The sequence below is a fragment of the Collinsella sp. LCP19S3_C9 genome (genome assembly GCF_052121575.1).
GTDB lineage: Bacteria > Actinomycetota > Coriobacteriia > Coriobacteriales > Coriobacteriaceae > Collinsella.
Window position 1 is genome coordinate 121305 of the sequence record NZ_JBQKDZ010000002.1, and the last position, 15297, is coordinate 136601.

Here is a 15297-nt window from a genome sequence, read left to right on the forward strand (position 1 = left end):
TGCGAAGGAGTCCCATGGCATCCAAATACTCCATGAACGACCGTCCCAGCTGGCCCCGCCGCGCCATCGTTACCGCCGGCGAGCCCTATGGCAACAAGGGTCTTCACTTTGGCCACGTTGGCGGCGTCTTTGTCCCGGCCGACTTCTTCGCCCGCTTCCTGCGCGACCGCCTGGGCCGCGAGAACGTCATCTTCACCTCGGGCACCGACTGCTACGGCTCGCCCATCATGGAGAGCTACCGCAAGCTCAAGGAGAACGAGGGCTACGATAAGTCCATTAGCGAGTATGTCGAGTCCAATCACTCCCGCCAGGCCGCGACCCTCAACAACTACAACATCAGCTGCGACATCTACGGCGGCTCGGGCCTTGAGCCGGCGGCGCAGATTCACAACAAGGTGACCGCCGAGATTATCGAGCGCCTGCACGAGCAGGGCACCATCTCCAAGCGCTCTACCCTTCAGTTCTACGACGCCAAGGCCGGCACGTTCCTCAACGGTCGCCAGGTCATCGGCCGCTGCCCCATCCAAGGCTGCAAGTCCGAGAAGGCTTATGCCGACGAGTGCGACCTGGGCCACCAGTTTGAGCCCGAGGAGCTCATCGCGCCCAAGAGCCAGCTCACCGGCGAGGTGCCCGAGCTGCGCCCGGTCGACAACCTCTACTTCGACCTGCCGGCCTACCTCGACTTTATGAAGACCTACACCGCCAAGCTCGCCCAGAACCCGCAGGTTCGCTCCGTGGTCTCCAAGACCATGGAAGAGTGGCTGCTGCCGGCACAGCTCTACATCCAGAACAAGTTCCGCGAGGCCTTCGACGCCGTCGAGGACCAGCTCCCCGAGCACACCGTGCTGGAGCCCGAGGGCAACAAGAGCAGCTTTACCGTCACCTTCCCCAGCTGGAAGGAGCGCGACGCCGCCCACGCGGTGCTCGCCAACGGCGGCGTGCGCTTCCGCAGCGGCAAGGCGCTCGTGCCCTTCCGCATCACCGGCAACATCGACTGGGGCGTTCCGGTGCCCGAGGTCGATGGCGTGACCGATGTCACCTGCTGGTGCTGGCCCGAGAGTCTGTGGGCGCCCATCAGCTACACCCGCACCGTGCTCGCCCGCGACGCCCGCGCCGCCGGAGTGACCGAGGGCGTCGCCGCCCAGGACGCCGCCCTTATGGGCGAGCCCGCCGCCGATTCCACGCAGGTCCCCGCGCCCACCTACCAGCACAGCTCGCTCGACTGGCGCGACTGGTGGTGCTCGAACGACGCACAGATCTACCAGTTTATCGGTCAGGACAACATCTACTTCTACTGCATCGCGCAGACCGCCATGTGGGAGGCCCTGGGTTGGAACCTCACGCAGAGCACCGTCAGCGCCTGCTATCACCTGCTCTACATGGGCAAAAAAGCCAGCTCGTCCTCGCAGACGCCTCCCCCGCCGGCAGACGACCTGCTCAACCACTACACCTGCGAGCAGATGCGCGCGCATTGGCTGTCGCTCGGCCTGTCCGAGAAGCCGGTGAGCTTTAGCCCCAAGGCATACGACACGCGTGTCACCGGCAAGGACAAGGACGGCAACGAGGTACGCGCCTGCGACGACAAGCGCGTTATCGACCCGGCCCTTAAGGAGAGCGCGCTTTTGACCGGCGTGTTCAACCGCCTGGCCCGCAGCTGCTTCTACGGCGTCGCCGTCAAGGAGGGCGACGAGAGCCCCTACCGCAACGGCTGCATCCCCGCCGGTGCCGCCTCCGCCACCGTGGTCGAAGCCGCCCAGCAGGCAGCTCTCGCCTTTGAGCAGGCCATGTACAAGTTCGAGACGCACCGCGCGCTCGCCGTGTGCGACGACTACCTGCGTGCCGCCAACAAGCGCTGGAGCGACGCCTCCAAGGCTGCCAACAAACTCGAGGGTAGCGAGGCAAACACCGCAATGACGCAGGCACTGGTCGACGCCTTTACCGAGCTGCGCGTGGCGACCGTGCTCATGCACGGCATCGTCCCGGCCGGCTGCGAGCTCATCTGCGAGTACTTCGACATCGATCCGGTCGCCTTCTTTAGCTGGGACAACATCTTTGCCTCCACGGATGAGTTTGTGGAGAGCCTGGGCGAGAAGCCCGGCGAGCACCGCGTGAAGCCGCTGCCCCCGCGCTTCGACTTCTTCAGCAAGCACGAGAGCCAGTACTAGACAAACGCCAAGGCAGACTAGTCAATTTGGGACGGGGCTATTTTAGCTACCCCGTCCCAAATTTAACTGCAACGCCTGCCGAAACGGACGGGCAGCTAAAATAGCCCCGTCCCAAATTGACTACTTTTAATGGAATGGGAAGGAAGGACGGATGTCCAAGCCGCGTCGTCGTAAGCAGAAAAAGCAGGTTAAGCCCGAGCTCAAGCTTAGGCAGTTTGCCGCTACCGAGCTTTCCGACCAGCTTGCCGCCCAACACTCCGCCGCCGACCTGCCGCGCTTTATGGTCGACACGGTCGCCGGCGCCTATGCGCCTGCCGATGCCGAGCTCATGATCGAAGGCTTTGGCGCCGCAGCCACGCGCCCGGTCACGCTGCGCGCCAACACGCTCAAGGCAACCGCCGAGGACATCGCCGCCGCGCTCGACGCAGCCGGCATCGCCCACCAAACCGTTGCCTGGTACCCGGACGCTTTCATCCTGCCCGAGGCCCAGGTATCCGATCTGTGGGATCTCGACATCTACCGCAACGGCAAAATCTATCTGCAGAGCCTGTCGTCCATGATGCCTCCTTTGGTGCTGGGCGCTCAGGCCGGCGAGGATATCCTGGACATGTGCGCGGCCCCCGGCGGCAAGACGACGCAGATCGCCGCCCTTACCCAGGGACAGGCGCACCTCACCGCCTGCGAGATGAGCATTCCCCGCGCCGAAAAGCTCGAGGCCAACTTGGGCCGCCAGGGCGCCAAAAACGTGCCCGTCATGCGCATCGACGCACGCGAGCTCGACGAATTCTTTCGCTTTGACCGCATCCTGCTCGACGCCCCCTGCACCGGCACGGGCACTGTCATCAGCGGCAACGAGAAAAGCCTGCGCGGCCTGACCGAGCAGCTGCTCTGCAAGTGCGCCCGCTCGCAGCGCGCGCTTCTGGACCGCGCCATGGGCGCCCTCAAGCCGGGCGGCACGCTCGTCTATTCCACTTGTTCGATCTTGCCGCAGGAAAACGAGGACGCCCTGCAAGAGGCCCTCGACAAACACATGGACTGCGAGCTCATCCCCCTCGACGGCACGCCGAGCGAAAGCGAAACGCGCCGTGCTCAGGAAGCTGGCGAAGAGCCACGCGTCGAGAGCAACGCCCTCACCGAGGCCATCGCCACCGGCCACGTCTCGACCGTCGCCAACGGCATGCCCGGCACGCTGACCATCCCGCCCAGCCGCGACTTTGAGGGCTTCTACATCGCTCTGATCCGAAAACGCAGCTAGCGCACGGACCAACTCAACAAGCTATCTCCGTGCGCGCTTGTCCTGCTGGTCCTTATGCCGCGCAAGCGCTTCACGCTCCTTGCGCTCGGCCTTTTTGCCCTTAATGGCCGTAACCACAAAGTAGATGACCGCGGCGGCTACGATTGCGCCCACGCATAGGCCAATCGAGCTCAATATCGTCGTGATTTCCATACCGCGCCACCTCTCTTATAAACGGGACATTTAAGATAGCACCTCAAAACCTGCCACCACAGCTCCTTCACGTTCGCCGGCCCTTCGGTCTAACGGATAGCGCGGCGGGGAAAAATCAACTCGTCAAACGTTTTAGCAACGTAGCGCCGGTCGCACGCTGCCGACCGCACATTATAGAAACGGACCGCAATGGATTCTCTCAACGATTTGAACGAGCGTGTTGACGCTTTTGTCGCCACCAGCTCCTTCGACACGCCCGCCGCGACGAACGACCAAGCCCCCATCGATGTTCCCGCCGAGGTTCACGAGGACATCGTCGCCTCGGTCGATTTCTCAGAGGTTGAGCTTGCGGACGAATTTACCGAGCCCCAGGTGGCCGTAACCCCCAGCGGCCTTTTGCCCATGGAGCCGCTGCCCATCGATGGGCGCCTGCGCAAGGCGGCCCTCCGCATGCCCGATGAGATCGAGGAGGCCAGCGGCTTTACGCTCTTTGGACGCCGCATCAAATCGCTCATCTACACCACCGACGTGGCGGTCATCCGCAACTCCAATGCCGACGCCGTGTTTGCCGTCTACCCCTTCACGCCGCAGCCCGCCATTACGCAGGCGCTGCTGACTGTTGCCGAGTGCCCGGTCTTTGTGGGCGTTGGCGGCGGTACCACCACCGGTAAGCGCTCCGTGCAGATGGCGGCCGTCTCCGAGATGCAAGGCGCGGCGGGCTGCGTGGTCAACTCCCCCGCTACCGCCGAGATGGTCGAGCACATCACCAACATCGCCGACATCCCCGTCATCGCCACGGTCGTTCGCTGCGATGACGATGCCCACGCCAAGGTGCGCGCCGGGGCCAAGATCCTCAACATCGCCGCCGGCAAAAACACACCCCAGGTCCTGCGCGAGCTGCGAGAGCACTATCCCAGCCTGCCGCTCATCGCACCGGGTGGCAAGACGCCCGAGAGCATCCGCGAAACCATCGCCGCCGGCGCCAACGCTATCATCTGGACGCCGCCTTCGGCCCAGCAGCTGCAAACCGACATGATGGAGCGCTACCGCAAGATGAAGGAAGACGCCACGCCTGTCATCTCGCGCGACGATGTGCCCATTATCGACCAGGTCGCCGCCGCCGAGGTCAGCCAGGTCGAGAACATGAATCCCGACGTGCCGATTCCCGACGAGGTCATCGAACGCGTCGCCTCGATCCACGATCATATCGAGGAGCGTCGCGCCAACCGCGGACTCAAGCCCTCGCTACACGGTTTCTTCTTCCGTGGAAAGAAACGCTAGCCGCAACAGCAAGGCCCGCCCCGCAAACAACGGGACGGGCCTTTTTCTGTTATCAAATGTCAGGAGGACAGGCGTAGCCGTTAAAACCGTCAGCCAGCCCACAAACGTTAGTCCACGCGCTTGTCGCCCATAAAGAAGAGCGCCACCGTACCAGGTCCGGTATGCGAGCCAATCAGAGTACCGATGTCATTAATCTCAATCTTGCCTTTAAGCTGCGGAATCTGTTCCTCTATCAGCGCCGCAACTGCCTCGGCATCCTCGCGACACGCCGAGTGCGACATGATGCACTTACCCGAATAATCCGCACCGCCCTGCACGTGTGCCATCATGGTCTTAGCCATCTCGGAAATCGCACGCTTCTTGGTGCGAATCTTCTCACGCGGCGCCAGCTCACCTTCGCAATCGACCGTCATAAGCGGGCAAATCTTGAGTGCCGTGCCGATGATCGCGCTCGCGGCCGAAATGCGACCGCCGCGCAGGTAGCTCGACAGATCGGTCGAAAAGAACCAGTGGTGCAGGTTGAGTTTATGCTCCTCAATCCAAGCGGCCGTCTCGTCGAGCGAAGCGCCGCTATCGCGAACGTCGGCGGCACATTCCGCCAGCAGGCCAAGGCCCGAAGACGCCGCCAGCGAATCGATGACGCGCACCTTGCCGCCCTGGGGATAGCGATCCGCGAGCATCTGCGCCGCAACGCAGGCCGATCCATACGTGCCCGAAATACCCGACGACAACGTCAGGTGCAGCACGTCTTTACCCTCGGCAACAAACGGCTCCCAAAACTCCTCGTACTCACCCACGCTCACCTGAGACGTCTTGGGCATGGCGCCCGCGGCAATCTGGGCAAAAAACTCGTCCGGCGTAATCGACTGATACAGATCGTCCGTATAGACAACATCGTCGATCTCGTAATGAAAACACACGACAGGAATATTGCGCGACGCAAAGAACTCACGGGTTCGATCGGCGGCGGATTCACAGGTCAGGACAAAATCACTCATATGAGGCTCCTTACTCATTGTTGCGCAAATTATCGCACAGCATGCGTGAATACGGTACAAATGTCCGTTATTTACCAAATTGAACCAAAGGTAGTGAACATCTTTACCGTCATCATCTCTAGCGATCCCGGAGGTATGCGCCTGCAAAAACGACCCTACGTCTCCACTCAACCGCCATATCTACCTCGACTAAATCGATTTAGCAAACCGTTCGGCCAACAATTCAATCTCCTAACCCCAATTGAAACAAAAGCGGCGCATACTGATAAACGTTTGACGCTGTTTATCAGTTTTACCAACCACATCGGAAGGTGTTTCATGGTCGCATTCGATCGCAATCCGCAAGACTTCAAGTATCTGCGCCTGCTGTCGAGACAGTTCCCCACCGAGCAATCCGCATTCACCGAGATCATCAACCTCTCGGCCATCCTCAACCTGCCCAAGGGCACCGAGCATTTTATGAGCGATGTGCATGGCGAGTACGAAGCCTTTATGCACATCCTCAACAACTGCTCGGGCGTCGTGCGCGAGCATGTCGACGAAATCTTTGGCGACACGCTCTCCTTTAACGAAAAGGGCGAGCTGTGCACGCTCATCTACTACCCGCGCGAGAAGATCGATCTGGTCCGCAGCCGGCACGAGGACTCGCCCACCTGGTACAAGACCATGCTCAACCAGCTCATTGTGGTTGCCCGCTCGCTTTCGAGCCGCTACACCCGCTCCAAGGTACGTAAGGCCATCCCGCGCGATTACGCCTACATCATCGACGAGCTGCTGCACACGCATCCGGACGAGAACAACTACCGCGTGCGTTATCACGAGCGCATTATCGAATCCATCTTGGAGACCGCCAGCGCCGACGACTTTATCGAGTCGCTCGCCTCACTCATCAAGCGCCTCGCCGTCGACCACCTGCACTTGGTGGGCGACATCTTCGACCGCGGCGGCGGCGCGGCCAAGATTATGGACCGCCTGCTCACCTATCATTCGCTCGATATTCAGTGGGGCAATCACGACCTGTTGTGGATGGGCGCCGCTGCCGGCGAGCCTGCCTGCATCGCCACGGTGCTACGCAACAACCTGCGCTACGACAACTACGAGATTCTCGAGAACGACTACGGCATCTCGCTGCGCGAGCTTGTCGCCTTTGCCAACGCCACCTATACCGCCGGCGAGCCCATCAGCCCGCTCATCAAAGCCATCAACGTTCTACTCTTTAAGCTCGAGGGCCAGATTATCCAGCGCCACCCCGAGTTCGACATGGCCGACCGTCTACTGCTCGACAAGGTCGATCACGATGCCGGCACGGTCACCCTCGCCGACGGCAGCGTGTGGCCGCTCACGACTAACGACTTCCCCACCGTCGATCCAGCGGACCCCTACACGCTCACGCCCGAGGAGCAGCACATCATCGACAAGCTCGTGTCCGAATTTGTCACCGCCGATCATCTGCATCGCCACATCGATTTCCTCTATACCCACGGCTCCATGTATAAGGTCGCCAACGGCAATCTGCTGTTCCACGGCTGCGTACCGCTCAACGAAGACGGCACCTTTAGCAGCATGAACTGCCTGGGTACCTGGCACGCCGGCCGCGATTATTTTGATTTTTGCGACTATATCGCCCGTCGCGCCTGGCGCGTCGGCGACCGCGATGCCCTCGATTGGATGTGGTACCTGTGGATCGGCTTTAACTCACCCGCCAGCGGACGCGTGGTGCGCACCTTCGAGCGCGCCTACATTGCCGATAAGAGCACGTGGGTCGAGCCGATGGACCCGTACTACACGCTCACCACGTCCTCGTCCGTTTGCGACGACATCATGCGGGAGTTTGGCGTCGCCCCCATGGCTTGCTCGCCGACGGGCCATATCATCAACGGCCATACGCCCGTCAAGACCACCAAGGGCGAGCAGCCCATCCGAGCCAACGGAAAGTTGCTGGTCATCGACGGCGGTTTCTGTCGCGCCTACCACCCCAAAACGGGCATCGCCGGCTACACGCTCATCTCGAGCTCGCGCGGATGCCGCCTCAAGTCGCACCAGGCCTTTACCAGCGTTGCCGAGGCGCTCACCCGCAATGTCGACATCGAGAGCGAGACCAACCGCTTTGACGAGGCCGACCGGCGCCGCATGGTGAGCGACACCGATACCGGCGTCAAGATTCGCAGTCAGATCCAAGACCTGCGCCAGCTCCTCGATGCATATAGAAACGGTGCTATCGAGGAGCGCTCCTAGCCCCGCCTGTGGGGATTGGTTAAACTTGCTAGGTTTGTCATCCCCGCGGCGCCCCGGCGCCACCCTAAGGCAGGTACCATGCAAAAGCTCCTTGCGCAGATCATAAAGTTTGGCGTCGTCGGCGTCGTTGCCACCGTCATCGACTTTGGCATCATGAATCTGCTCCACTACGGCCTGGGCCTCAACATCTTGATCGCCAACACCAGCGGCTTTATCGTCTCGCTCATTTTTAACTACGTCGCGAGCATGAAGTACGTGTTTGCACACAAGGAGGGCATGAGCCGCCGCCGCGAGTTCATCATCTTTGTCGTGCTATCCGTTATTGGCCTGGCGCTCAACGACGGCATCGTGCTTGCCCTCAACGCCGGCCTGGGCCTCGAGGCCAATATCGCCAAGATTTGCGCTACCGCGCTCGTCATGGTCTACAACTTTGTAACGCGAAAGATCTTCCTAGAGGGCGAGCAGACCAAATAGCTCGGCCTCCTCGTTGCACTACGGGGACCTGCGGATGACGCGCGTCAAGCGTAGCGTTGCCTGGGCCTTGCTCGTTTACGGGAAGATTTGCAGCGTTTGCGGATTTCCACTTGAATATTTGGCGAGTTCGTATAGTTCTTGCCAAAGACCTTACGTTTGCCATGCAAAAGCTCTAAAGTATCTCGTTGCTCGATTCATCAACGCATTGGATGTGATTACGTGCGCAACGCGCTGGCACAACCTCATACCAAGCAGTTCCTCAAGTTCGCTGTCGTAGGTCTTATCTCCTTTGGCGTCGACTGGGGCATGCTTATTGCGCTCGTCGAGCTGTTCCACCTCGACTTTTTGATGAGCACGACGGTCTCGTTTACCACGTCCGTCGTGGTTAACTACTGGCTCAGCATGAAGTACGTGTTCGACCATCGCGAGGGCATGAGCCGTAAGCGCGAGTTCACGATCTTTACCATCCTGTCGGTGATCGGTCTGGGCCTCAACGACCTGTACATGTTTGTGGGCGTCACGTTTTTGAGTATCGGCTACCAGGCCATGAAGGCCATCGCCACGTTCCTGGTCACCTGGTACAACTACTTTAGCCGTCGCTTTTTCCTCGAGGGCGCACGGTCGTAGACGGCCCAACATAATCTCGCTTCGCAGCCGGTTGGAATTCTCGTTCCAACCGGCTTTTTGTTTGCAGAGAGACCCGGCGGCCCAGCCCCATTCGCATAAAGACGGGCGGCTCGGATGTTGGTCCGAACCGCCCGTTTGGCGTGTTATGTCGAGGCATTTAGCCCGTTACGTAATACCAGACGACGCTGTCACCGTTGGAGAGAGCGTAGTTGCTGCAAGCCGTGTTGGGCGTTACGCCGTTGACAGAGTACATCCAGCCGCTTGTACCACCGTGCTCCTTCTCGGCCAGGCCGCCGATAGAGGCGACATACGTGCCGTACGATGAGCCATGCGCATTTACGGAAAGGCCCAGGGCGCACAGGGCATCGTAGGGGGTAGCGCCCTCGTTGAAGGTGAACGTACCGCCAGAAGACACCGGGTTACCCACGGCACTCGACGTCACAGAGACCGTCACAGTAATGTAGCCAGGCTGCTGCGAGCCGCCCTGATTGCCAGCAGAGGCGCTGTCGCCGTTGGATACAGACCCACCGCCGGCCGCCGAGCCGCCGCCCGAAGAGGAGCCGTTTGAAGAACTCGATCCACCAGCGGATTCGGAGTCCTGTCCGGCAGACGCGTTGTTGGACTTCTTGCCGCCCTTGTCTTCGGACTTCTTCTCTTTCGAATCCTTGTCTGACTTCTCGTCCGAAGACCCGGAAGCGTCCTTGGAATCCGATTCATTCGAGTCCTTGGACTCAGAGTCCACAGCGTCAGAAGACGAGGAGCCCACTGTCTCCGTCTTGCGAGAGGCGATAGAGCCAGAGTCGGCAACGCTCCTCCCCGCCACGGCCCGAGCGATCCAATCGATGGACCAGGCGCCGCTGGCAGAAGGGTGAACAAAGCCCAGCGAGACGACGATCAGCGCGATGCAGACGGCCGTCAGAGAGCCAAGCAGCGCCTTGCGCCGAGAGGCGGACGCCGCCGAGGCGGCGCCCTTTTGCTTAGCATCGTCGAGCTGAATGAACGACGAGTCGGGTTGCTTGGAGTCGGCATCCTGAGGTTTATTGGACACAGCACTCACCTACCGGCGCTTGGTAAACACGAACACGCCAATGACCGCAAGCCCGATCACGCCGGCCGCTACGCCGACAATGGCGAGCGGGTTGAAGCCAGACTGCTGTGCCAGAGCCTCAGCGGACTTCTTAGCGGTAGTCGCGGCAGCCGAGCCCGTATCGGACTTGGAGCTGGACTTGCTGGACTTCTTGTCAGACTTCTTGCTGTCCTTCTTGTCGGACTTGTCGGAATCCTTCTTGGAATCCTTGCCGTCCTTGGTCTCGGTCGTGGTCGTGGTGGATACCGGCTTCTGGCCCGGAGCAACAGCACCGCCAGTCTGCTGGCCATTTGTGCCGTTACCGGAGCCAGAACCAGCCCCGGCATTACCCGAACCGCCATTGGAGCCAGAGTCACCGTTGCCGCCAGGGTTAACGGCATTCTTGGTCCACTTGGCGTAGAGCGTCATATCGGCCGTCACGACGTCTTTGGAGAAATCCCAAGCCTGAGTACAATCGGCATCCTTATACCAGCCTGCAAAGGTATAACCGGAGCGCTCGGGGTTCGCAGGGGCAACCATGGTCTTGTTTTGTGCGGTCATAGCGCTGGGGACCGTGCTGCCACCGCGCGTATCGAAGGCCACCGTATAACCCGGAGCAGCCTTGAGAGCAAAGAGCGTACCGGAATCGTTGGTGTAGTAAAGGTTGCCCTGGACATCGGCGATCACGCTTGCAGTGCAATAGTTCGCATTGGAGCCAGACGGCGTATAGATCTCCACAGCCTCGCCAGTTGACTGGTTAAAGCAGTAGACAGCGCCCGGAGTCTTGTTGCAGGTAAAGTACACGTAGACATCGCTGCCCTGCACAGATGCAATCGGAGAGGCTTTGACCTCGGCATTTATTCCCATGTCAAGCGACATTTCGACCGTCATAGACGCAAGGTCGATAACAGTGAACTGGCCATTGTTCGAAGCGTCGCTTCCGCCGATATAGGCCTTGCCGTTTGCCACGGCCGGCGTCGAAGTCGAGGTGTTCGCAAATGCGCAAGAGCCGACAATACGAAGCGTGTCGCCCTCACGCACAATCTTATAGAGCGTAGCCGGCTGACGACCGATCGCCAAAAAGACCGGGTTGCCACCCTCGGTACCGGCAGAAACGATCGTTGCACGAACGGGATTTCCAGACAGGCTCACAGAAGATTTGACCTTGCCGGATTTGCCGTCAATGAGCTTCACGCAGCCGCTCTCGTCACCGATAACAAGATCGGAGCCGGAAGCGGCGGCACCCGCCCAGTAGTAACCCTCGCCGGTCGAGGAACCGGTCTTTGTGGTGACATCCGACCAGACGATCTTGCCCGTCGCAATATCGATGCAAACCATGGCCCCGCCCGTTGCGGTACCGGAAGTACTGGCACCCGTGACAAACTCGGCGTATACACATCCGTTCGCTACCGTCATGGTCGAGTTCGCCTGATAGCCCCTGCCCGCGGCAGGAGCCTCGAGTGCAGAGGTCTTCCACACGCACTCAAGTGTCTCGGCAGAAAAGGCGTACACGGAACCATCGTCGTTTGCCGAGATAATCAGACCATCCGCGTACACAGGACGCGAGAAATAGAAAGTGGTCCCGCCCTTGGAAACGCGCGCAACAACCTTGCCCGTGTTGTCGATCTTGACGAGCTCGGAGTTCGTGGTAACGAAAACGTAGCCGCCCGCAATGATAGGGTCGCCCAGCGAAACCCACTTATCGGCAGCCGTGGCCAGATTGACCTTCCACAGCTCCGCGGCAGACTCGGTGGGCGTCGGCGTGTTCACGAGCGTCGTGCCGCCCGCATTGCCAAAGCCGTTCCAGTTTGCGGTCCAGTCCGGACGCGAAGCGAAGGGATTGATGATGAGGCCCTCGAGGGGTTTCTCGTTATCTGCAGCGTAGACCCACTGAACCTTGTCTCCCGGCTTGAGGGTAACCTGGCCCGCCATCTTTTGAGACTTCTCGCCGTTGACATAGAGCTGCCAGTACCTGCCGGTCGACTGGTCCCAGCCATACGTCTTGTCTGCGCGCGTAATGCTGGCAAGGTAGAACGACGCACCGGACGTATCCTGACTGTCATAGGTGAGACCTGCGGCCTTGAGCTCCTGCTCGGTAAGATCGGCAGCGGTGGATCCATCAGACATCTTGACGTCGCTGGCAAACGCCCATACGGAGTTGCCGCCATTCTCATCCGGTCCGATGAAGCTCACCGAGGCTTTGACGGTAGCCTTATTCGCATCGTCAAGGCTTGCGCCGAAGGCGGAGTAATACAGCACGACGCTATCGCCGGGGGCGAGGTGAACCTGGCCGGCGCCGACCTCAGGCGCCTTCCCGTTAACAAAAAGCTGCCAGTACTTGCCCGTCGACGCATCCCAGCCCAGCTTGCGACCATCCGCCGAAGTGATATCACTCAGATAGTAACTCGCCGTGCCCACACCGGTCGCGGTATGGGTCATGCCCTTTAGAGCGTCTTCAATCACATCGCCGGCAGTCGAGCCGTAAACGACACTCTTGGCGGAATCGGCCCAAACCTCGTCGTTGCCGTCGGCGTCGATACCAACGAGCTTAAAGGCAACGGAAATCTTGGGGTCGGAATGATCGACCGTACCAACAACGCGATACGTCGCCTTAACACTCTGGTTAATGAGGCTCTGCAGCTTAGCGTTCTCGGGATGCGCCTTCGCCAGAGATTCGTACTTGGCGTACGTCAGGTTGCTCTCGACCGTAACAAGGGTATCGGCCTCAGGGCGCGTCACCTTTAGATTTTCGTTCGAGATGACCGAGGTGTCGCTCGTACGATACGTGCGCCAGTCGTTCCCCGACATCGCGTCGTATCCAGGAAGGTCTGCTGCCACAACGCCGGACAGCTTGCTGTCCTTACCCTTGCGGTACTCGATGCCGCCGTCTGCCGTAGGCACCGCCTCGGCAAAGGTCGACAGATTCTCGGTAACCGCGTCAACCGAAGCGTTAACGCCGAGCAGAGACTTTGCGTAGGCATCCTTAACCTGCTGCATAAATGCCACAGCTTGGTCAATCTCGGAATCGTCGATGGGCTTAACCTTGATGACGATGTCGCGCGTTACGGTTATGCCGTCCTTGGCAAGCGTAGCCGTAATAACTACTTCATTCGAGACGCCTTCGATATCACGGGTAACAACCACGCGGTAGCCGTCGACCTTCGCAACAGCCTCATTGCTCGATGTATAGGAGAGCTTGGCGCCGGACGGAGCGTCGATGTCAGAACGACGGGTATTGGGCAGCTGGAGATCGCCCTCGACGGCATTGGCATCGACTTCTTTTTTGGTCTCAAAATCCTTGAGCACAATGCGGTCGAGCGCAGCTGACAGCTCGGCCTTTTCGGCATCAATCTGCTCCTGAGATTTTGCCTTGACGGTATAGTAGACCAGATATGCCGTCCCATTTGACGGGGCATTATTGTCGCCAGGAACCGCCAGCGAGAGTGTAGCCGTGAGCTGAGCAGTCTGATCGGTCATACCATGGGTATACGTAACCGTCGGATCGCCGTAGCTGGAATTCACCTTGGCAATAGAGTCATTAAGACTCATCCAGTCAATAGAAGCAACCTTTTTACCGTTGATGCTGATTGAGCTGGGAAGCGTTCCTTGCGTGACGCCCGCCTCAATCTCGTCGGGCAGACCCTCAGCATGAGCCCATGCCGCCTTAAGATAGGCGATGACCTTGCCACCATTCCATGCGAGCGTCGATGCGCGACCGGGCGTATACGAAACGCTCGCGGAGCCAAGCGTCAGCGTATACGTCGGCTTAAACTGGCGAAGCAGCGAGTAATCAAGCGCGGAAGTCTTATCTGCAGGAGACAGGAAGAAATAGGAGATCTTTCCATCATCCGCGATGCCACCATCCTGCTTGGGATCGCGGCCGCCATAGGTTACGCCCGCAAGCGAAACCTTGATATCCGAGTAGCCCAAGTTGGCAAGCTTCGCCGAAAGCATGGAGCAGATGTTGGTATCGGTTCCCTGGGATGGATTGGGATACCAGCCTGAATAGCCATCGGCTTTGAGCTTCGCAACCGCCTCGTCCAGCTTCTTAGCCTCATCAGACTTGGGGGCTTCGGGTTCGGCAGGAGCCTCTACGGGATACTTGAGGCTTGCCGTGAACACGTAGTCGCCGGCGCCATACGTAACACGGCATGCGACATACTTGCCGGCAAGATTGGAGGTCAGCTTGAGCTCACGAGCAGTTGCGCCTTCGATAGCGGTGTAGCCCGACGCCGTCGGAGCGGTAGACTGGCTATTGCCGACATACCACTGGTAACCCAGTTTCGCGTACTCGGTCTGGGAAATCTCGACGTCGTCCCAGTCGTAGTCGTCCCAATAATAGGCTGCGACCTTAACGGTATCGCCAACCTTGGCGATACCGCTGTCATCGGCAAGCCCCTTGCCGTCAGCATCAATAATTTCAGCCGAGTTAACGGTCACATATGCCGAACGTGCGGAAACGGCGACGGAGTCGGACGCATCGCCCTGCTCGGAAGCGACGGATGCCGGCGCAGCCGAACCCTCTGTATTGACAGCATCACCGGCCGTCGCGTTATCGCTGCCAGCGGCATTTTCGGCGGCATCATCGTCGGCGCCTTCGGCCGCCGCGCCCTCGCCGCCCGTCGCAGCCTGAGCCACGGCCTCGGCAATGCCCTCGGCGCCCTCGGCCCAAAGTTGCGCCGGCGTGGTGCCAAAAGCCATGGCAAAAGCCAGGAACGCCACCAGACCGCGCTTGGCTATGCCGCGGGCAATCGCTCCATGACGACGCCACGAGGCGCGCTGGCACTCGTCCTCAAACATATCCATTTGTCTCCTATTGTCTGAACTTGGAGCATTGCCCAGCGGCTGCCCCACGTCATCGCGCACATTGCGCTCGAGTACCCCCATCGGGGTCCCCCCTTCCCTCCAGAGCCCAACGCGTACCGGCGGCATGCGCCGCGGCCGCGTGCAAGATGGGAGGCGATCCGACTTAACCTTACCGACCCGGGCGCGCCGTCCGATCTG

Annotated in this window: 10 protein-coding genes; 6 read left to right on the plus strand and 4 right to left on the minus strand. The window is 60.0% G+C overall.

What is annotated here, in order from left to right; translation table 11 throughout:
- Nucleotides 1-14: 14 nt before the first annotated feature.
- Nucleotides 15-2165, plus strand: coding sequence for a methionine--tRNA ligase (locus ACTQXI_RS01545; protein ID WP_441548187.1), 2151 nt, complete (start codon nt 15-17; stop codon nt 2163-2165).
- Between the two features lie 151 nt (nt 2166-2316).
- Complete coding sequence (locus ACTQXI_RS01550; protein ID WP_441048259.1) at nt 2317-3420, plus strand: RsmB/NOP family class I SAM-dependent RNA methyltransferase; 1104 nt, start codon at nt 2317-2319, stop codon at nt 3418-3420.
- 21 nt (nt 3421-3441) lie between these two features.
- On the opposite strand, the gene ACTQXI_RS01555 is transcribed toward ACTQXI_RS01550, so the two are convergent.
- The gene (locus ACTQXI_RS01555) at nt 3442-3612 is read right to left on the minus strand and encodes a hypothetical protein (RefSeq protein ID WP_427728972.1); all 171 of its coding nucleotides are present in this window, start codon (nt 3610-3612) and stop codon (nt 3442-3444) included.
- Between the two features lie 189 nt (nt 3613-3801).
- Here ACTQXI_RS01555 and ACTQXI_RS01560 point away from each other — a divergent pair, with 189 nt between their 5' ends.
- Nucleotides 3802-4893, plus strand: coding sequence for a hypothetical protein (locus tag ACTQXI_RS01560; protein ID WP_427728970.1), 1092 nt, complete (start codon nt 3802-3804; stop codon nt 4891-4893).
- A 107-nt stretch (nt 4894-5000) separates the two neighbouring features.
- Here the strand turns inward: ACTQXI_RS01560 and ACTQXI_RS01565 are convergent, their stop codons facing one another.
- Complete coding sequence (locus ACTQXI_RS01565; protein ID WP_441048261.1) at nt 5001-5891, minus strand: DegV family protein; 891 nt, start codon at nt 5889-5891, stop codon at nt 5001-5003.
- A gap of 318 nt (nt 5892-6209) precedes the next feature.
- On the opposite strand from ACTQXI_RS01565, the gene ACTQXI_RS01570 reads away from it, so the two are divergent.
- The 3 genes from ACTQXI_RS01570 (at nt 6210) to ACTQXI_RS01580 (ending at nt 9227) form a co-directional block, all read left to right on the plus strand.
- A complete protein-coding gene (locus ACTQXI_RS01570) occupies nt 6210-8126 on the plus strand; it encodes a fructose-1,6-bisphosphatase (RefSeq protein ID WP_441548188.1) in 1917 nt (638 codons plus the stop codon).
- Nucleotides 8127-8204: 78 nt separating this feature from the next.
- Entirely contained in the window at nt 8205-8600 is a 396-nt protein-coding gene (locus tag ACTQXI_RS01575) for a GtrA family protein (RefSeq protein ID WP_427728966.1), read from the plus strand.
- Nucleotides 8601-8819: 219 nt separating this feature from the next.
- Nucleotides 8820-9227: a GtrA family protein gene (locus tag ACTQXI_RS01580; RefSeq protein WP_370450581.1), complete on the plus strand. Its 408-nt coding sequence runs from the start codon at nt 8820-8822 to the stop codon at nt 9225-9227.
- Between the two features lie 157 nt (nt 9228-9384).
- Here the strand turns inward: ACTQXI_RS01580 and ACTQXI_RS01585 are convergent, their stop codons facing one another.
- Nucleotides 9385-10275, minus strand: coding sequence for a DUF4430 domain-containing protein (locus ACTQXI_RS01585; RefSeq protein ID WP_441548189.1), 891 nt, complete (start codon nt 10273-10275; stop codon nt 9385-9387).
- A gap of 9 nt (nt 10276-10284) precedes the next feature.
- Nucleotides 10285-15099, minus strand: a complete 4815-nt coding sequence (locus tag ACTQXI_RS01590; protein WP_441548190.1) for a DUF4430 domain-containing protein — start codon at nt 15097-15099, stop codon at nt 10285-10287.
- Nucleotides 15100-15297: the final 198 nt, after the last annotated feature.

What these genes read in the sequence shown, in the direction of transcription:
- ACTQXI_RS01545 (WP_441548187.1), top strand. Translation starts at nt 15, where the DNA reads ATGGCATCCAAATACTCCATGAACGACCGTCCCAGCTGGCCCCGCCGC.
- ACTQXI_RS01550 (WP_441048259.1), top strand. Translation starts at nt 2,317, where the DNA reads ATGTCCAAGCCGCGTCGTCGTAAGCAGAAAAAGCAGGTTAAGCCCGAG.
- ACTQXI_RS01555 (WP_427728972.1), bottom strand. Translation starts at nt 3,612, where the DNA reads ATGGAAATCACGACGATATTGAGCTCGATTGGCCTATGCGTGGGCGCA.
- ACTQXI_RS01560 (WP_427728970.1), top strand. Translation starts at nt 3,802, where the DNA reads ATGGATTCTCTCAACGATTTGAACGAGCGTGTTGACGCTTTTGTCGCC.
- ACTQXI_RS01565 (WP_441048261.1), bottom strand. Translation starts at nt 5,891, where the DNA reads ATGAGTGATTTTGTCCTGACCTGTGAATCCGCCGCCGATCGAACCCGT.
- ACTQXI_RS01570 (WP_441548188.1), top strand. Translation starts at nt 6,210, where the DNA reads ATGGTCGCATTCGATCGCAATCCGCAAGACTTCAAGTATCTGCGCCTG.
- ACTQXI_RS01575 (WP_427728966.1), top strand. Translation starts at nt 8,205, where the DNA reads ATGCAAAAGCTCCTTGCGCAGATCATAAAGTTTGGCGTCGTCGGCGTC.
- ACTQXI_RS01590 (WP_441548190.1), bottom strand. Translation starts at nt 15,099, where the DNA reads ATGGATATGTTTGAGGACGAGTGCCAGCGCGCCTCGTGGCGTCGTCAT.